Below are 16,950 nucleotides of genomic sequence, written 5' to 3' on the forward strand. Positions count from 1 at the left end.
ACCTTGGCCTTGGCCGGCGCCGCGTCGGCCTGGCCCTGGGTGAAATACCATACCGCGCCACCGACGCCAGCGGCGGCGACGACCGCGACCAGGACGGTCGCCATCAGCGAACGGCGCGGCTTGCCGGCGGTTTCCTTGTCCTTGTCCTTGGATGTGTCTGGCTTGCGGGATTTGTCGGCGGCGGCTGCCACGTTGTGCTCCTCAGGGTTGCTGTCCCCGGATATGCAATACGCGTGCCGCGGCGCGGTCAATGCCCACGACGGGAAGTTGACGGGCTGCGTGGCGGAAACGCAGCGGGCGGAAGCCGGAAACTGGCGAAAACCGGAGGGTGGAAGCCGGGCGCTGCCAGGCCTGTGCGCGGGCTGGCACCTGCCCCGATGTCGCGGCCGTGTGATCCCGGCCCATGCGGCGGCTGGGTCCGGGCTTTGGCGGCAGCCGGTTCAACCGGCGGACTCGCCGCCTGCGCCCGGTCCAGGGGCAAGCACGGCCTGCTCCCACGAAAGTCCGGGAGCGCCGGCTTCAGCTTTCGCTGGCGGCTGCTCCCCGCGTTCCTGCTTTCAAGCGTAGGCGTCGAGCAGACCGCGCAGCTGCAGGGTGCGCACGTCGGTGGCCGGCATCGACGCGTCGTCGTCGGCATCCACGCCCGCGTTGGCGGCGGCGGTGCCGCTGGAAGATCCAGAGTCGGATTGGCGGTGGCCGACATCGGCCTGCGCCAGCTGCAGCCCCTGTTCCCCGAGCATTTCGCGCAGCCTGGGCAAGCCGTTCTCCAGCGCCTGGCGGACCTCGGCATGCGAACTGGAGAAAGTGGCGTGGATGCGGTCGCCGTCCAGCTGCAGCTTCACTTCCACCGGCCCAAGGTCGTTCGGGGTGACGCGGATATGCGCATGGCCGATCTTCTGCTCGGCCAGCCAGCCGACGCGCGCGCCGATGGCCTCGTCCAGATCCGCGGCCTGCATGTCCACTGGTGCGGCCAGCGCCGGCGGGAAGGGCGCTGCCGGCCGGGCATCGGCCACGGCCGCCAGGTTCTGCAGCAGCGGGCCGAACAGCGCCGCGCCTGCCGACGGGTCCGTTGCCGACAGGGAATTCTCGATGCCGGATCGTGGCAGGGCCACGGTTTCCAGAGTCGCCAGCTGCGCCATCGCATCGGCGGCGAGCTCGGGGGCGGCAGCGGCCGGCGCAGCCGCCGATGCCCGCGGGATTGCCGCCGCGATGGGCAGGGGAGTACCCGGCAGGGAAACCGCTGGCGCCGGCGGATCGCCGCTGGCGTCGGCAACGGGCGGCGCCGGTCCAACCGCCGCAGGCTCCGGCGCGGCGACGGGCAGCAGCCCGGAGAGCCCGGGCGGCGGCCAGGGCAAATCGCCCGGATCGGCTTCGTCCTGCCGGCTGTCGGCGGCGGCCGGCGGCGCTGGTTTCGCGGCGCCGCTGGCAGTGGATTCACCCGCGGTATCCGGGGCGTCCGCGGGCCTGGGCGAGGCGGCGGTGGAATCGTCGCGGCGCTGGCCCTGCGGTTCCGGCGATGGTTTCGCGCCGCTCTTGGCACGCGGTGCCGGCTGCGGCGAGGCCTGCAGCAGCGTGTCGAAACCGCCGGACTGCTTGCCGGTGCCGTTGCCGCCGGGAGCCGGGCCGCCAGCGCCCGTCGTCTGGCTGGCGGGCGCGCCGGCGCCGAGGGAGAGCGGCGTCATGGAGCGCCGTCCTCGCCCGACAGCTGGGCCTGGCGGGCGCGCCGGGCGCCGAGGTCGTCCATCTCGCGCTGGTCGCGGCGGTCTTCGACTTTCTGTTCCTGCGCGCGGTAGCTGGCGGCCAGCTGTTCCAGCACCTGCTTGTCGCGGCTGGCCAGCAGCAGCCGCGCGCGTTCGGCATCGACCCGCTCGCGGTTGCGGTCCACGGTCTGGCTCTGCTGCTCTACGGCGCTGTCCAGGCGGTCGAGGAAGGCGCGCCGGTTCATCAGCTGCGACGGGCTGGTGGCGGCCATCTGCGCGCCGGCGTATTCGTCGGCGTAGCGGCGCAGCTCCTCCAGGCGCGACAGGTGCATGTCCAGCGCCTGCTGGCGTTCGGCCAGGGCGCGGGCGACCTCGTCTTCGTGATCCTGCGCACGGCGCAGCAGGGGGTCCAGGCGACGGGATTGCTTCATGGGACGTTCTCGCTTTCGACCAGGCGTTTCAACGCGGCAAGGCTGTGGGGTAGGTCGGCGGCCAGGCTGACGTCCTGGCCGAGGAATTCGAGGATCTCCGGCCAGCGCTCCAGCGCTTCGTCGGTGGCCGGGTCGTTGCCGCGCTGGTAGGCGCCGATGGCGATCAGGTCGCGGTTTGCAGAATACGCCGCCACCAGCCGCTTGAGCTTGCGGATGCGCAGGCGCCAGGCGTCGTCGGCGATGTCCTGGACCACGCGGCTGACCGAGGATTCCACGTCGATGGCCGGGTACAGGCCCGAATCGGCGACCCGCCGCGAGAGCAGGATGTGGCCGTCGAGGATGGCCCGGGCCGCGTCGGCGATCGGGTCCTGCGGGTCGTCGCCCTCGGTGAGCACGGTATAGAAGGCGGTGATCGAGCCGCGCCCCTTGGCGCCGTTGCCGGCGCGCTCGACCAGCGCCGGCAGCTTGGCGAACACGCTGGGCGGGTAGCCGCGGGTGGTCGGCGGTTCGCCGACGGACAGGCCGATCTCGCGCTGCGCCTGGGCGAAGCGGGTCAGCGAATCCATCAGCAGCAATACATTCAGGCCCTGGTCGCGGAACCACTCGGCGATGGCGGTGGCGCGGTAGGCGCCGTGCAGGCGCGCCAGCGGCGGGCGGTCGGCCGGGGCGGCGACGACCACGGCGCGGCGCAGGCCTTCCTCGCCGAGGGTCGTCTCGACGAAATCGCGCACTTCGCGGCCACGCTCGCCGATCAGGCCGACGACAATGACGTCGGCCGAGGTGAAGCGGGTCATCATGCCCAGCAGTGTCGATTTACCGACGCCGGAGCCGGCGAACAGGCCCACGCGCTGGCCACGGCCGATCGGCAGCAGCGCGTTGATCGCGCGCACGCCCACGTCCAGCGGCTGGGTGATGGGTTCACGGGCCAGCGGGTTGATCGACACGCCGGCCATGCCGGCACTGCCTTCGGCGCGGATCGGCCCCTTGCCGTCCAGCGGCACGCCGTCGCTGTCGATGACGCGGCCGAGCAGGCCTTCGCCAACCTCGACGCCGCCGCGCCGGTACGAAGGCACCACGCGCGCGTTCGGCAACAGGCCATGCAGTTCGGCGCTGGGCATCAGGTAGGTGCGTTCGCCGGCAAAACCGACCACTTCGGCATCGACCCAACCGCCGTCGACCTCGACCTTGCAGGTAGCGCCCATCGGCGCTTCGCAGCCGACCGCTTCCAGGGTCAGCCCGACCGCACGGCGCAGCACGCCCTCGCGGATCAGGCCGCGGCCGTGGCCCGGTTCGATGTCGATGGCATCCAGCCGCGCGGCCAGGCGCAGGTTGCGCGCGGCCGCCCAACCGGCGCGGGCCGGGGGCGGGCTGTCGGGCAGCGGGGTATCGGCGACCGCAGGATTCATTGCGTGGCTCCGGCCTTGCGCATCACCGTGGACAGGGCCGCGCGCAGGCGCGCATCGAGCGTGCCGTCGATGCGCACGCTCTCGGCATGCACGCGCAGGTCGCCGCGGCTCAGGCCCGGGTCCGGGCTCAGGCGCTGGCCGGGGGCCAGCTTCAGCAGCGGCGCCAGCGCGGCGATGTCGTCCGGATGCAGGCGCACTTCCACGTCGCGGCTGCTGCCGCCGACGGCGTCCAGCGCCTCGACGACCAGTTCCTGCAGCAACGCCGGCTCGGCTTCATAGGCACGGCCGAGCAGTTGCCCGGCCACGCGCACCGCCAGTTCGCCCAGCGCAGCCACCACTTCGCCTTCCAGGCGCAGCAGCGGGCGGCTGAAGTTGTCCACGATGCCCTCGATCTGCGCGACCAGCCGGCGCACTTCGGCCTGGCCCTGGGCCAGGCCCTCGGCATGTCCTTCGGCCTGTCCCTGTTCCAGCCCCTCCCTGTAGGCGGCGTCCTGGATGGCCTGGATTTCCTCCAGGGTCGGCGGCTGCGGCATGGGCTCGGCGGGCATTCCCGCGGCACCGGCCGGGCTGGCCTCCGGCGCCTCGCGCGGCGAGCCTGGCAGGGTGCCGAGATCGGGGGCCGTCCAGCGCACGACCGGGCTCACAGCATGGTCTCCGCGTTGCCACCGATGGTGACCGTGCCTTCATCGGCCATACGCTTGACGATGGCCAGGATCTCGCGCTGCGCGGTCTCCACGTCGGACAGCTTGACCGGGCCGCGCGCTTCCATGTCCTCCAGCAGGATTTCGGCGGCGCGCTGGGACATGTTGCGGGTGATCTTGTCGCGCACCTTGATGTCGGCGCCGCGCAGGGCCAGGCCCAGGCGTTCGCCGCTGACCTCGCGCAGCACCAGCTGCATCTCGCGGTCGTCCAGGTCCACCAGGTCGTCGAACACGAACATCAGGTCCTGGATGCGGCTGCCCAGCGGCGCATCGACCTGCGCGATCGAACTGAGAATGGCCTGGTCCTGGCCGCCGTCCATGAAGTTGAGGATGTTGGCCGCGCACTGCACGCCGCCGATGTTGGACGACTTCAGGTTCTGGTTGCCGGCGAACTGGCGCTCCATGATCTCGTTGAGTTCGTTCAGCGCGTTGGGCGGAATGCCGTCGAGTGTGGCGATGCGCAGCAGCACGTCCACCCGGGTGCGCTCGGGCAGCAGCTTCAGCGCGTCGGCGGCCTGGTCGTTCTCCAGGTGCGACATGACGATGGCGATGATCTGCGGATGCTCGTTGCGCACCAGGTCGGCGACCGCGCGCGGATCCATCCACTTCAGCGTATCCAGGCCGGTGGTGTTGCGGCCCAGCAGGATGCGGTCGATCAGGTTGTTGGCCTTCTCGTTGCCAAGGGCCTGCACCAGCATGTTGCGGATGTAGTCGTCCGAGCCGACGCTGAGCGAGGTCTTGTTGCCCAGCTCGTTGCCGAACTCGTCCATGACCAGCTGCACCTGTTCGCGGCTGACGTCGGTCAGGGTGGCCATGGCGATGCCGATCTTCTGCACCTCCTTGGGCTCCATGTGGCGCAGCACCTCGGCCGCGTCGGATTCGCCCAGCGACAGCAGCAGCACGGCGGCGCGCTGCACGCCGGTCATCGCGGCAATGGACTCAGTCATTGGCCACCCATCCCTTCACCACCTGGGCCACGCGCTTGGAATCGGCCCTGACTGCTTCGCGCGCCATGCGCAGGCGTTCCTCGTAGGCGTCCAGCGGCAGCGCCAGCGGCGCGGCGCCGCCCAGCTTGAGGTGATCGTTCGGCAGGCCCGGCAGGCCTTCGTCCTCGACCAGGTGCACATCGGCCCTGAGCGGGTCCTGGCCCGGGCCGGGCAGGGACTTGGGCGGGCCGGCGATCTGGCGCAGCGCCGGGCGCAGCACGCCGAACAGCAGGGCCAGCACCACGATGGCGCCGAGCACCAGGCGCAGGCCGTCGCGCACCTGCGGGTTCTCCCACCACTTGGGCTGTTCCACCGGCAGCGTCTCGCGCACGAAGGGCGCATTCATCACCGACACCGTGTCGCCGCGTGCGGTATCGAAACCCACCGCCTGCTTCACCAGCGCCTCGACACGGGTCAGTTCGGCGGCGCTGAGCGCCTGGTCGCTGGTCTTGCCGTTGCTGCCGGTACGCGGCACGTGGTCGACCAGCACCGCCACCGACACGCGCTTGACGCGTCCGGCCGGCTGCCGGGTGTGTTGCAGGGTGCGGTCCAGCTCGTAGTTGCGGGTGGCGTTCTTGCTGCTTTCGGTCGGCGTGGCGGCGGTGACCGGTGCGGCCTGCGGGCCGGGCGGGGTGTTGCTGGCCGCCCCCGGGACGCCCTGCGGGCCCTGGGTGCTGGTGGTGTTCTCGCTGATCTGCTCGCTGCGCACCTTCTGCGGCTCGCCGTTGTACAGCTCGCGCGCTTCCTCGGTGATGGAGAAATCCATGTCCACGCTGACTTCCGGATTGACCCGGCCCGGGCCGGTCATCGGCTCGAGCAGCTCGCGGATGCGCTGGTTGTAGGAAGTCTCCAGACGGCGCACCTGGTCGAACTGCGCCGCGTTCATCGCCGCTTCGCTGTTCGGGTCGGAGATGGTCAGCATGCGTCCGCTCTGGTCGACCACCGTGACCCGCTCCGGCGCCAGGTCCGGAATGCTGGAAGCGACCATGTGCACGATCGCATCGACCTGGTTGCGCTCCAGCTGCTGGCCCGAACGCAGTTCCAGCACCACCGAGGCGCTGGCGACATCGCGCTGGCGGGTGAAGGCGCTGGGCTTGGGAATGGCCAGGTGCACGCGCGCGTCGCGCACCGGGCGCAGGGTGCTGATGGTGCGCACCAGTTCGGTTTCCAGCGCGTGCTGGTAGCGGGCGTTCTCCATGAACTGGCTGACGCCGAAGCCGGGGTCGCGCTCCATCAGCTCGAAGCCGAGCCTGCCGTTGTCGGCCAGGCCGGAGCCGGCCAGCTTGAGGCGGGCGTCGTGGATGTTCTTCTCCGGCACGCTGATCGCGCCCGTGGCCGCGTCCAGCTCGAAGGGAATCTGCGCGGCGCGCAGCAGGTCGGTGGCCTCGGCCGTCGCCTTCTGGTCCAGGCCGGTGTAGAGCGGCGCCATCGGCGTCTTCTGCGCCCAGAAGAACACGAACAGGCCGGCCGCCACCGCGATGGCGATCATCGCCATCAGGCCCAGCCGCCGGGTGATCTGCAGGCTCTGCAGCCGGTCGAACCAGACGCCGGCCTTTTCCGAATTGAGTGAATCCTTGGACAGCGCGAGTGCCATGGCGACCGGTTCCTTACAGCGGCATGTTCATCACGTCCTGGTAAGCCTGGACGAGACGGTTGCGGACTTCCACGGTGGCGCGGAACGCCAGCTGGGACTGCTGGGAGGCGATCATGACCTTGGCCAGGTCGGCGCCGGAATCGCCGCGCTCGAAGGCGGCGGCCAGGGCGCCGGAAACCTGCTGGCTGCGGTTGACGTCGGCCAGGGCGCCCTGCAGCGTGTCGGTGAAGCTGGGGGCCGGCGCGCTGGCGGGCCGGATTCCGGCCAGTCCCTCGATGGCGTTGCTGCGCGCGACGTCGGCGGCCGGCAACGGCTGGCTCACCTGGGTCTGGTAGCTGCGGATCTGGGAAAGGATGGAATTGACGGAGTGGGACATCGACACGTTTCCAGACAGGGGTTGCTGCCCGTTCATCTGCAAGCTCCGTGCCGGAAGCGGCTGACGGATTTCCGCCGCCTTCATGCGCCTGCGGGGGCGGTTGCGCCCGCGATTGCCATCGCGCCAATTCGCCGCCGGCGTCCGCGGGGCTCGTCTCGAATCCTTCCGGTCCGGCCCACGCGACGGCACCGGCAGGGCCCGCGTCCGCCGGAGCGGGAGCGGGCCTTGCCAGGCTCAGTTGCTGCCGGCGTCGCTCGGTTCCCGCTCGATCCCGTACTTGCGCAGCTTCTCCACCAGGGTGGTGCGGCGCAGGCCGAGCAGCTGCGCGGCGTGGGCGACCACGCCCTGGGTGCGCTCCAGCGCCTCGTTGATCAGTTTCAGTTCGATGCCGGCCATGTGGTCGCGCAGGTCCAGGCCGTCATCGGGCAGATGCGCCGGCACGGACGTCGCGGTGGCGGCGGCTGGCAGCCGCGGGGCTGACGGCGCGACGGCGGACAGGCTGGCCAGCGGCCGCTCATCGTCCAGCGCCACGGCCGGCGCCGGCACCGCCTCGCTGCGGTAGCGCGCGGGCAGGTCCTGGACCCGCACCAGCCCGCCCGGATGCAGCACCGCCAGACGCTCGACCAGGTTGGTCAGCTCGCGCACGTTGCCCGGCCAACGGTAGGCGGCCAGCGCCTGCAGCGCTTCGGCGGCGAAGCGGACTTCGCCGCGGCCGGTGCGCGCCAGCTGCGCGGCGATGGTTTCCACCAGCGCCGGAATGTCGGCGATGCGTTCGCGCAGCGCCGGCACCTCGATGGGAAATACGTTCAGGCGATAGAACAGGTCCTCGCGGAACCCGCCTTCGGCGATGCGCGTTTCCAGGTTGCGGTGGGTCGCGGCGATCACCCGCACGTTGCAGCGGATGGTCTGGTTGCCGCCGACGCGCTCGAAGCTGCGCTCCTGCAGCACGCGCAGCAGCTTGACCTGCATCGGCAGGCTCATGTCGCCGATCTCGTCCAGCAGCAGGGTGCCGCCTTCGGCCATCTCGAAACGGCCCTTGCGTGCGCTCAGCGCACCGGTGAAGGCGCCTTTCTCGTGGCCGAACAGTTCGCTTTCCAGCAGGTCCGGCGGGATCGCGCCGCAGTTGATGGCCACGAACGGGCCGTCGCGGCGCGGCGAGCGCTGGTGGATGGCGCGCGAGACCACTTCCTTGCCGGTACCCGATTCGCCCAGCACCAGCACGGTGGTGTCGAAACCGGCCACCTGTTCGATCAGCTGGCGCAGCTCGGTCACCGCCGGGCTGGCGCCGGTGGGGCCGTCGTCCTCATTGCCGCCGGCATGATGCTCGGCATCCAGCCGCTTGAGGCTGGCGCGGCGCAGCAGCGCTTCCATCTGCGCGTGGCGCATGGGTTGTTCGAGCGGCCAGACGTTGGCTTCGTGCAGGCCATGGTGGCGCGCGAAGGCCAGCGGGTCGCCCTCGGCCAGCAGCACCGGCGGCGGCATGCCGGTGCCGGCCAGCCAGTGGAAGAACGGCTCGGCGCGCGCCGGATCCTCGATGGTGCCCACCACCAGCGCCATCCAGTCGTTGACCCGGTGGCGGGCGATGTCGATATCGCCCACGTCGGTGACCCAACGCGGGTTCAGATCCATGAACTCCAGCAGCGCCACCGTGCGCTCGGCACGGACGCCCTCGCTGTCGATCACGAGGATGCGCGACTCACTCATGGCCCTCTTCCTGCCGGACGCTTTCCAGGATCGGCATGACTTCCTGGATATAGGACAGCTTGCTGACGAAATTATCCGCGCCAGCGCGCTGGGCGTGCTCGCGGTGCTCGGCGTCGTCGAAATGGCTGGCGATCACGATGTAGGGCGGCTCGTCCTGGGTCTTGATCAGGCGCGTGGCCTGCAGGCCGCCCATCTCCGGCATCGCCAGGTCCATCAGCACCACCCGCGGGCGCAGCGCCTCGGAGCGCTCGATGGCCTCCAGGCCGTTGGCCGCGCTGCCGACGATCTCCAGCCAGTCGACCTTGCGGAAATGGCGCATGGCCGCGTTGATGAAGCCTTCGTGGTCATCGACCAGCAGAACGGTGAGCTTGCTCATGGAATTCCTCGGATCAGCCTGCGCGGGCCAGCAACGGACGCGCATTGTGCCGCTTCCGCTCGCGTGCGGGGGCGATGTCCAGCTGTTCGCGGTACTTGGCCACCGTACGGCGGGCGATGTTGACGCCCTGGCGCGACAGCAGCACGGCGATGGCCTCGTCGGCCAGCGGCCGCGCCGCCGGCTCGGATTCGATCAGGCGCCGCACCATGGCCTTGACCGCCTGCCCGGAGATGCTGGCACCGTCCAGGCGCACGGCGAAGAAATGCTTCAGTTCGAACGTGCCGCGCGGGGTCTGCATGTATTTGCCGGAGGTGATGCGCGAGACGGTGGACTCGTGCATGCCGATGGCGTCGGCCACTTCCTTCAGGGTCAGCGGCGCCATGGCCTCCTCGCCCTCGGCCAGGAACGCGGCCTGGCGCTCGACGATGACCCGCGCGGTGCGCAGCAGGGTGTCGTAGCGCATGGACAGGCCGCGGGTGAACCAGCGCGCTTCCTGCAGCATCTCGCGCATGGGCTGGGCGGCGCTGCCCTCGGTGGTGGCCAGGGCGCGTTCGTAGGTGGGGTTGAGGGTCACCCGCGGCGCCGTGGCCGGATTCAGCGCCACCCGCCACTGGCCGTCCGCGCGCCAGGCCACCACTTCCGGGATGACCGCCGATTCTTCCTGCGGCTGCAGGGTGTCGGCGGGGCGGGGCTGCAGCGACAGGATGAGGCGGATCGCCTCCAGCACGTCGGCCTGCTCGGCATCCAGCTGCCGGGCGATCGCCGCATAGTCATGGCTGGCGAGCAACTGCAGGTCCTCGCCCAGCAGCCTTGCCGCCAGGTGCCGGGCGGGCACGGTGCCGGACAGGGCGGCCAGCTGTACCTGCAGGCATTCGCGCAGGTCGCGGGCGGCCATGCCGGCCGGCTCGCCCTGCAGCAGGCGCTGGCGGATGCTTTCCACGTGCGCGCCGTCGCGGTCAAAGCGGGCACTGGCGAGCAGGGTCAGCTGCGGCAGCGGCGCCTGCAGGTAGCCGGCGTCGTCGCAGTGCTCCAGCCAGAAGGCGGCGATGGACAGGTCGCCCTCGTCCAGGTCCAGGGCCAGCGCCTGCAGGATGCGCAGGTGCGGGTCGCTGGATTCGCCCATGGCCAGCCGCGCGGTGCGGTCTTCGTCGGCGTCGTTCCAGCTGGCGCCAGCGACGTCCCACATCGAGCTCTCCGGGAGCTCGTCGAACGCCGCCGTCTCCGCCTGCGCATCGCCGCCGGCGGAAGCGTCCGCCGCGGGAGCGGCTTCTTCCTCGAGTTCGAGCAGCGGGTTGTTCTCCAGCGCCTGGCGGACCTCCTGCTCCAGCTGCATGCCGTTGAGCTGCAGCAGGCGGATGGATTGCAGCAGGGCGGGCGTGAGGTGGAGCTGCTGGCCGAGCTGGGTGGCGAGCGTGGTCTTCATTTCGTCTGATCCCCGGGGGCGCCATGTGAAGCGACCGTTATGGAACGCATCTTGCGTAGGGGGTGTCAGGGAATGAATAGGAAAAAACCCTCATGCACATGGGTTTATCCCTACGGCATGTAGGGATTTTCCTTACTTTGCGCCATTAATCCGTCGCCGCAGTCGGGGCGGGGATTTGCCCATCAATGACTTACGGAATTCTGACGCCGCACGCGACGGATTTCCGAATCTGTGACACGGTTCCTGAGAGCGATGGGCCGCCCGGCGCGCTCAGGCAAGCTCCTGCTGGTGGCGTACCGCAAGCAGCAGCAGGTCGTTGGCGCGGCGGCAGCCCAGGGCTTCCATCATGCGCGCGCGGTGGGTTTCCACCGTCTTGACGCTGATCCCCAGTTCCGCGGCGATTTCCTTGGTGGTCTGGCCGTTGCCGAGCTGGCGCAGGATCTGCCGCTGGCGCGGCGACAGTGCGGCGATGCCGGTGGGGCGTTCGCGCCCGAGCATGGGCGCGAGCATGCGCGCGGAGATCTGCGGGCTGAGGAACACCTGCCCGGAATGGGCCGCACGCAGGGCGATTTCCAGTTCCTGCGGCGCGGCGTCCTTGACCACGAATCCCACCGCCCCGCGATCCAGCGCGTCGCGCACATGCGCGGTGTCGTCGTGCATGGACATCATCACCACGCGTGCCTGCGGCACCTTGCGGCGGATGTCGGACAAAGCCTCCAGGCCGCTGCGGCCGGGCAGGGAAAGGTCCATCAGCACCACGTCCGGATGCTGCTGCACGGCCAGCTCCAGCGCCTGTTCCGCGTTGCTGGCCTCGCCAGTCACCAGCACGCCGCCGAACGTCTGCAGCAGGCGGCACAGTCCGGCACGGACCAGCGTATGGTCATCGACAATCAGGACACGCACGGTAACGGGCATCGCTTGGGAATGGCCGCACCTTAGCCGAGCGCGCGCGTGCGCGCCAAGCGGCGAAGGTCATGGACGGGCAGGTTCAACGCGGACGCCGGCTGTCGGCGATCTGGCGCCGGTGCAGGCGGAACAGATGCCGTTCCAGCGCGGTTTCCAGCGCATCGCCGGTACTCTGCAGGCGCAGCCAGAGATAGAGGCTGCCGTTGCCGGATGTCGCTTCGCCCAGTACCTGCACCGGCAGTTCGATGTGGTCGGGCAGCCAGTCGGCCGGCTGCAGGCGCACGACGCCGGCGCTGCCCTGGACCGCACCGGTACGCTGGCCCAGTTCCAGCCGCAGCCCCCGGCGCGACCAGCGCACCGGGCGCAGCGGCAATGCCTGGGTGGACTGGCGCAGCAGGCGGCCCAGCAGCACCAGGGCCAGGTCCATGCGCGCTTCCAGCCGCTGCAACTGCTGGCTGCCTTCGCCACCGCGCTCGTCGGCATCGTCGTTGCCGCGCGAATCCTCCACCAGCGCCACGCTGCGCAACAGCATTTCCGCCGCGCCGGCGCGGATGACCGCGCTGCCGGGCTCGAATGCCGCCGGCAAGGCGACATCGCAGCTCAGCGTATCGTCGAACAGCTCGGTTTCCGCCGGGTGGTGGACGACGCTGGCGCCGGGCTCGTTCATGCCAGCGATTCTGCCTGCTGGTAGGCGTGGGCGGCGCGGACCGACTGGCGGCCGGCACGCAGGCGGGCCGAAGCGATGTCGCGCCGGACCAGCATGTCGGCCATCAGCGACTGCTGCAGGACAAGCAGGTTGCGCAGGCCAGTGGCGGCGGCCTGCACGCCGCAGGCCTCGACGAACTCGCGCAGGCGGCGGTCGTGACCGCTGGCGATGCGCTCGGCTTCGGCGTGGTCTTCCTGCTCCACCGCGACACGCAGCGCCTCGAGGTCGTCATGCAGTGCCTGCAGGGTATGGTCGGTATCCATCATGCTTTTCAGGTTCCTGCGATGGCGGGACGTTGGCGCTGGTCGGACGGGATCGCGTTCCACGCCGATTCGATCTCGCCCATCACCGCGAGAGAATCATGCAGTGCGCGCGTGTCGTTGTTGAGGTTCGCTTCGGTCAGGCGCTGGATGACGAAGTCATACAGCGCCGAAAGATTGCCGGCGATCTCGCCGCCGGCCTCGTGGTCGAGCGAACCGTTGAGATGGCCGATGATGGCGCAGGCCTCGCCGATCGCCTTGCCCTTCATGGCCTGGTCGCCCTGGGCGAGAAACGCCTCGGCGCGCCGGATACGCTCACTGGCGCCCTCGAACAACAAGGCCACCAGTTTGTGCGGATCGGCATCCGCAACCCGGGAGGAAACGCCGACCTTGCGGTACTGATCGGCGTAATTGCGGCTGGGACCATACATCGGGGGAATCTCCTGATGTCCAGCGGGCGGGGGAAGGCCGCTGGACGATTGAGTGATGATCTGTTTATCGGCAGGCAGGGCGCTTGACTTGAGCCGATCGTCAACGCGACGAACTGCTCAGCGCCGAAAGCTGCTGGGCCAGGTAATTGCTGGTGCTCTGCATCTGCGCCACCAGCGAATCCATGGCGGTGAACTGCGCGGTATAGCGGGCGGACACCTTTTCCATGCGCAGATCCAGGTCGTCCAGGTCCTTTTCCAGCTTCTTGATCTGCTTGTTGAGGGCGTCGGTGCGCTGGGTAAGGGTGCCCGTGCTGTCCAGGTTGCTCTTGAGCAGGGTGGAAAGGCTGCTGGAAAGCGCGCCGTCCTTGCCCAGCAGGTTGGCCGCGGCATTGGGGCTTTCCGCCATGGTCTTGTCGAACGTCCCGGCGTCGAATGCCAGGGTGCCGTCCTTGTTGATCACCAGCCCCAGCCCCTTGAGGTCGATGACGTTGGCGCTGAGCTGGCTGCGCAGCTGCTGCTGCAGGCCGCGCACCAGCGCATCGCCGGTCAGCACCGAGGCCGCGTCCTTCTCCGCGTCGTACGCGCTGGAGTTCCGGAGCAGGCTGACCGAGGCGTTGTAGGCGCTGACGAAGGCCTGCATATCGATCTTCAGCGGCGAGTTGTCGCGGCTGATCGTCAAGGTCTTGGTGCTGCCTTCCTCGGCCTTGTCCAGGTTCAGGGTGACGCCCGGGATCAGGTCGCTGATGCTGTTGGTGCTGGACTCGCGTTCGAACCCGTCAACCCGTACCCGCGCATTGGTGGCGGGCACGGTCTGGCTGAGGCCGCCCTGGCTGCCATCCCAGGTCAAGGCCGCGAGCGTGCCCCCGCCGCCGCTGGCGGTGATGGTCAGTGCACCGGCGCTGCCGGCGCCGACCGCGTTCAGCACCAGGTGCTGGCCGTCATCTGCGGTGATGATGGTGGCGCTGACGCCCTTGCCGTCGGCCGCCAGGTTGATCGCCTTGGCGATGTCGGCCAGCGTGTCGCCTTCGCCGGTGGCGACGTCGATGGAACCCTCGCCCCACTCGATGCTCAACGTGCCAGGCCCGTCGGTCACCGCGCCGGCGGGAAATGCGCCGGAGGTGAGTTTCTGGTTGCGCGCCAGGCTCAGCACCTCCACGTCGTAGCTGCCCGGCGTGGCCACGCTCTTGCCGGTGGCCGGATCGGTGACGATGGTGGCGGAAAAACCGCTTTTCTCCGGCACGCTGGTCCTGAACGCCGGTGCCTCGGCGCTCTTGCCCAGCGCCTCCAGGGTCGTCTGCAGGCTGCTCAGCGAACTCTTGATGCTGCCCAGCGCCGAAAGTTTGGCGGTGGCCGCCGTGCCCTGGCTGTTGATGCGGGTGGCTGCGGGCTTGCGTTCGGCTGCCACCAACTGCGAAACGACGGCGGCGATGTCCAGGCCGGAACCGACGGCGGAGAGGGAAGAGGTAGCCATGCGAAATCCTTCAGCGGCAAGGAGATGCCAGCAGCGGCACCTCGGTTATCGGCACATGCCATCGGGACTTTAGTCCCTGGCGGGGGAATGCCCCCGTGCAAAGGCAATTTCCGTGCCGCGGGCGGGGAAAGGGTGCCGTGCATGCATGCAGGCAGGCTTGAGCCGGGCCCACCCAGGCACGCAGAAGGCCTCCATGACGACAGGTGCAACCGCCGCGGATGGGCCTTGCCTGCGAATGCCTCTGCCCGGCGGCCGGGCAACTCCCATGCGCAGGGCCACTCCCGCGCACACGGCCACCCCTCGGCGCGCGCCTGCCGGCGGAACGAAAAAACCCGCCACCGTTGCCGGTGGCGGGCTGGGTCACGGCGATGGCGCCAGCGGTATCAGCGCAGCAGGCTGAGCACGTTCTGGCTGGTCTGGTTGGCCTGGGCCAGCATCGCGGTACCGGCCTGCTGCAGGATCTGCGTGCGGGTCAGTTCGGCGGTTTCCGAAGCGTAATCCGTGTCGCGGATACGGCTGCGGGCGGCCGAGAGGTTTTCCGACGAGCTGTTCAGGTTGGCCACGGTCGAGGTGAAGCGGTTCTGGATGGCACCCAGGTCGGCGCGGGCGGAGTTGACCGTCTGCAGTGCCGCATCCATCGCCGCCAGCGCGTTGTCGGCACCCAGCGTGGTGGAGATGTCCAGGCTGGCAAAACCGGTGTCGGCGGCGCCAGCCACCCAGTTGCTGGTCGCGCCGGCGGTCAGGCCGGTAGCTTTCAGCAGGTCGGCATCGGCGGTGGCGCCGGTGCCGCTGGCGGCGACGGTGAAGTTGCCCAGCGACGAGGACAGGGCCAGGTTGCCGTTCTGATCCAGCGAGGCGCTGACGCCGGTGTTGTAGCTCTGGTTGTTGATGGCCTTGACCAGGTCGCTGGCGCGCTGGGCGGCATTGCTGGCCTTGCCGAAGTTGATGGTGGCCGAACCCTTGTCGCCGGTCAGCACCAGGCTGCCCGAACCAAAGTTCTGCACCGGCACGTCGGTGACCGTGTCCATGCCGGCCTTGTTGGCAGCGGTACCGCCGATGTTGACGGCCGCGCCGGTGGAATCCACCAGCTGCAGGCGACCATTGACGTTGGAGGCGGTGAGGTTGCCCAGCGCGGTGGCATTGGCCGGAAGCGCCTTGGCGGCATTGAACGCGGTGACCAGCGCATCGACACCGGCCGAGGCGGTAGCGCCGCCCGCGCTGGCAATGCCGACACCGTTGATGGTGAATTCGGCAGCGGTCGTGGTGCCGAAGGTGGTGGTGCCCGCAGCGCCCGGAATGAGATCCGCGCCCACGGCCGCCGTGGCCGTCGGCAGGGCCGAGACGCCGCTGGTGCCGGCGACGAGGTTGCCCATGGTAATGGCCGGGGATGCGAGGCCAGTGGTGCTGTTGGTGATGACGATGTTGCCGCTGTTATTCGCGGCGGTCGCACCGGCAGTGGCGGCGGTGAGCTGGGTATTGATCGCGGTCGCCACCGCGTCGGCATCAGCATAGTTGCCGTCGAGGGTGATTGTCGTTGGCGTTCCAGTGCCGACGGTTACGTCAAACTTGACCTCCTTGCCGGTCGTGAAATCACCAACAAAGCTCGCGGCAGAAAACGTCAGCGTGCTGCCGGTTGCCGGGGTATCGGCACCTCCGCCGGTGACTGCGCTGCTCAGGGCGGCGCCGGTCACCGTACGCGAGGTGACGGCGGCCTGCGGAGCCACGGCCGCCGCGCTGGCGGCGGTGTCGACGCGGTTCCAGTTGCCCAGCGACTTGATGTTGGCGTTGGCGATCTGGGCGATGTCGATCGTCTGGCCCTGGTCGGCACCGATCTGGAAGGCCTGCGCCTGGAACGTACCGTCCAGCAGCTTGGTGCCGTTGAAGTTGGTCTGCTCGGCCACGCGCTGGATCTCGGCCTTCAGCAGCTGCACTTCGGCGTTCAGCGCCTGGCGGTCGGAATCGGAGTTGGTGGCGTTGCGCGACTGCACCGACAGTTCGCGGATGCGCTGCAGGTTGTTGCCGATTTCGGTCAGCGCGCCTTCGGCGGTCTGCGCCAGCGAGATGCCGTCGTTGGCGTTGCGCGCAGCCTGGTTCATGCCGCGGATCTGGGTGCTGAAGCGCTCGGAGATCGCCAGACCGGCGGCATCGTCCTTGGCGCTGTTGATGCGCAGGCCCGAGGACAGGCGCTGGATGCTGGTGGCCAGGTTGGTGCCGCTCGTGTTCAGGTTGCGCTGAGCATTGAGCGACATGATGTTGGTGTTGATGACTTGTGCCATGATTCGGGCTTCCTGTTTGGCGTTGGAACCGGCAGTTCACCTGACCGGTACTGGGTGCAGTGGGGCGGGGTGTAGGAGCCGTAGCACCGCTGCTGATACCAATAACGGCCGGATGCCGGGCAGCTTTAGCGTGTCGTTGCACGGCACCGTGGCGACCGCGGGCATCCAACAGGAAACGGCGCGTTGGGGCAGGCCCCCAACGC

At 69.4% G+C, this 16,950-nt stretch carries 16 protein-coding genes and 2 pseudogenes; all 18 read right to left on the reverse strand.

Annotated elements, in window-relative coordinates; translation table 11 throughout:
- A pseudogene (locus QMX80_RS13910) lies at window positions 1-191 on the reverse strand (flagellar basal body protein FliL); the annotation flags it as partial.
- A 366-nt stretch (window positions 192-557) separates the two neighbouring features.
- Complete coding sequence (locus QMX80_RS13915; RefSeq protein ID WP_282277645.1) at window positions 558-1,682, reverse strand: flagellar hook-length control protein FliK; 1,125 nt, start codon at window positions 1,680-1,682, stop codon at window positions 558-560.
- The gene (gene fliJ, locus QMX80_RS13920) at window positions 1,679-2,131 is read right to left on the reverse strand and encodes a flagellar export protein FliJ (RefSeq protein WP_055769005.1); all 453 of its coding nucleotides are present in this window, start codon (window positions 2,129-2,131) and stop codon (window positions 1,679-1,681) included. Before fliJ ends, QMX80_RS13915 begins: the two co-directional genes overlap by 4 nt.
- Window positions 2,128-3,537 (reverse strand): FliI/YscN family ATPase, encoded by a 1,410-nt coding sequence (locus QMX80_RS13925; RefSeq protein WP_055769008.1) that lies wholly within the window; start codon window positions 3,535-3,537, stop codon window positions 2,128-2,130. The genes fliJ and QMX80_RS13925 overlap by 4 nt, the downstream gene beginning before the upstream one ends.
- Entirely contained in the window at window positions 3,534-4,181 is a 648-nt protein-coding gene (locus QMX80_RS13930; protein WP_282277647.1) for a FliH/SctL family protein, read from the reverse strand. Before QMX80_RS13930 ends, QMX80_RS13925 begins: the two co-directional genes overlap by 4 nt.
- On the reverse strand, window positions 4,178-5,164 hold the full coding sequence (fliG, locus tag QMX80_RS13935; protein ID WP_055769013.1) for a flagellar motor switch protein FliG: 987 nt from the start codon (window positions 5,162-5,164) through the stop codon (window positions 4,178-4,180). The genes QMX80_RS13930 and fliG overlap by 4 nt, the downstream gene beginning before the upstream one ends.
- Window positions 5,165-5,177: 13 nt before the next feature.
- Window positions 5,178-6,818 carry a flagellar basal-body MS-ring/collar protein FliF gene (gene fliF, locus QMX80_RS13940; protein ID WP_055769016.1) on the reverse strand — a complete coding sequence of 547 codons (1,641 nt, stop codon included), beginning with the start codon at window positions 6,816-6,818 and terminating at the stop codon, window positions 5,178-5,180.
- A gap of 13 nt (window positions 6,819-6,831) precedes the next feature.
- Window positions 6,832-7,194, reverse strand: coding sequence for a flagellar hook-basal body complex protein FliE (gene fliE, locus QMX80_RS13945; protein WP_055769019.1), 363 nt, complete (start codon window positions 7,192-7,194; stop codon window positions 6,832-6,834).
- A gap of 234 nt (window positions 7,195-7,428) precedes the next feature.
- Window positions 7,429-8,898 carry a sigma-54 dependent transcriptional regulator gene (locus QMX80_RS13950; RefSeq protein WP_055769022.1) on the reverse strand — a complete coding sequence of 490 codons (1,470 nt, stop codon included), beginning with the start codon at window positions 8,896-8,898 and terminating at the stop codon, window positions 7,429-7,431.
- Window positions 8,891-9,274 (reverse strand): response regulator transcription factor, encoded by a 384-nt coding sequence (locus QMX80_RS13955; protein ID WP_273083353.1) that lies wholly within the window; start codon window positions 9,272-9,274, stop codon window positions 8,891-8,893. The genes QMX80_RS13950 and QMX80_RS13955 overlap by 8 nt, the downstream gene beginning before the upstream one ends.
- A 13-nt stretch (window positions 9,275-9,287) precedes the next feature.
- Complete coding sequence (gene rpoN, locus QMX80_RS13960; RefSeq protein WP_282277650.1) at window positions 9,288-10,697, reverse strand: RNA polymerase factor sigma-54; 1,410 nt, start codon at window positions 10,695-10,697, stop codon at window positions 9,288-9,290.
- A 270-nt stretch (window positions 10,698-10,967) separates the two neighbouring features.
- Window positions 10,968-11,600 carry a response regulator transcription factor gene (locus tag QMX80_RS13965; RefSeq protein ID WP_055770273.1) on the reverse strand — a complete coding sequence of 211 codons (633 nt, stop codon included), beginning with the start codon at window positions 11,598-11,600 and terminating at the stop codon, window positions 10,968-10,970.
- An 85-nt stretch (window positions 11,601-11,685) separates the two neighbouring features.
- Window positions 11,686-12,270, reverse strand: coding sequence for a PilZ domain-containing protein (locus tag QMX80_RS13970; RefSeq protein WP_273083357.1), 585 nt, complete (start codon window positions 12,268-12,270; stop codon window positions 11,686-11,688).
- A complete protein-coding gene (locus QMX80_RS13975; RefSeq protein ID WP_055769033.1) occupies window positions 12,267-12,575 on the reverse strand; it encodes a hypothetical protein in 309 nt (102 codons plus the stop codon). Before QMX80_RS13975 ends, QMX80_RS13970 begins: the two co-directional genes overlap by 4 nt.
- A gap of 5 nt (window positions 12,576-12,580) precedes the next feature.
- Complete coding sequence (gene fliS / locus QMX80_RS13980) at window positions 12,581-13,000, reverse strand: flagellar export chaperone FliS (RefSeq protein ID WP_273083359.1); 420 nt, start codon at window positions 12,998-13,000, stop codon at window positions 12,581-12,583.
- A 100-nt stretch (window positions 13,001-13,100) separates the two neighbouring features.
- On the reverse strand, window positions 13,101-14,471 hold the full coding sequence (gene fliD / locus QMX80_RS13985; protein WP_055769041.1) for a flagellar filament capping protein FliD: 1,371 nt from the start codon (window positions 14,469-14,471) through the stop codon (window positions 13,101-13,103).
- Window positions 14,472-14,854: 383 nt separating this feature from the next.
- Window positions 14,855-15,844, reverse strand: coding sequence for a flagellin (locus tag QMX80_RS13990; RefSeq protein WP_327083309.1), 990 nt, complete (start codon window positions 15,842-15,844; stop codon window positions 14,855-14,857).
- 390 nt (window positions 15,845-16,234) lie between these two features.
- Window positions 16,235-16,747: pseudogene (locus QMX80_RS13995) on the reverse strand (flagellin); the annotation flags it as partial.
- Between the last annotated feature and the right edge of the window lie 203 nt (window positions 16,748-16,950).

The organism is Stenotrophomonas sp. PS02297 (genome assembly GCF_029959705.1).
GTDB lineage: Bacteria > Pseudomonadota > Gammaproteobacteria > Xanthomonadales > Xanthomonadaceae > Stenotrophomonas > Stenotrophomonas nitritireducens.

Coding starts and splice junctions, on each gene's coding strand:
- fliF (WP_055769016.1), bottom strand. CDS start 6,818: ATGGCACTCGCGCTGTCCAAGGATTCACTCAATTCGGAAAAGGCCGGC.
- fliJ (WP_055769005.1), bottom strand. CDS start 2,131: ATGAAGCAATCCCGTCGCCTGGACCCCCTGCTGCGCCGTGCGCAGGAT.
- QMX80_RS13975 (WP_055769033.1), bottom strand. CDS start 12,575: ATGATGGATACCGACCATACCCTGCAGGCACTGCATGACGACCTCGAG.
- QMX80_RS13915 (WP_282277645.1), bottom strand. CDS start 1,682: ATGACGCCGCTCTCCCTCGGCGCCGGCGCGCCCGCCAGCCAGACGACG.
- fliD (WP_055769041.1), bottom strand. CDS start 14,471: ATGGCTACCTCTTCCCTCTCCGCCGTCGGTTCCGGCCTGGACATCGCC.
- QMX80_RS13925 (WP_055769008.1), bottom strand. CDS start 3,537: ATGAATCCTGCGGTCGCCGATACCCCGCTGCCCGACAGCCCGCCCCCG.
- QMX80_RS13955 (WP_273083353.1), bottom strand. CDS start 9,274: ATGAGCAAGCTCACCGTTCTGCTGGTCGATGACCACGAAGGCTTCATC.
- fliE (WP_055769019.1), bottom strand. CDS start 7,194: ATGTCCCACTCCGTCAATTCCATCCTTTCCCAGATCCGCAGCTACCAG.
- fliS (WP_273083359.1), bottom strand. CDS start 13,000: ATGTATGGTCCCAGCCGCAATTACGCCGATCAGTACCGCAAGGTCGGC.
- fliG (WP_055769013.1), bottom strand. CDS start 5,164: ATGACCGGCGTGCAGCGCGCCGCCGTGCTGCTGCTGTCGCTGGGCGAA.
- QMX80_RS13990 (WP_327083309.1), bottom strand. CDS start 15,844: ATGGGCAACCTCGTCGCCGGCACCAGCGGCGTCTCGGCCCTGCCGACG.
- rpoN (WP_282277650.1), bottom strand. CDS start 10,697: ATGAAGACCACGCTCGCCACCCAGCTCGGCCAGCAGCTCCACCTCACG.
- QMX80_RS13950 (WP_055769022.1), bottom strand. CDS start 8,898: ATGAGTGAGTCGCGCATCCTCGTGATCGACAGCGAGGGCGTCCGTGCC.
- QMX80_RS13970 (WP_273083357.1), bottom strand. CDS start 12,270: ATGAACGAGCCCGGCGCCAGCGTCGTCCACCACCCGGCGGAAACCGAG.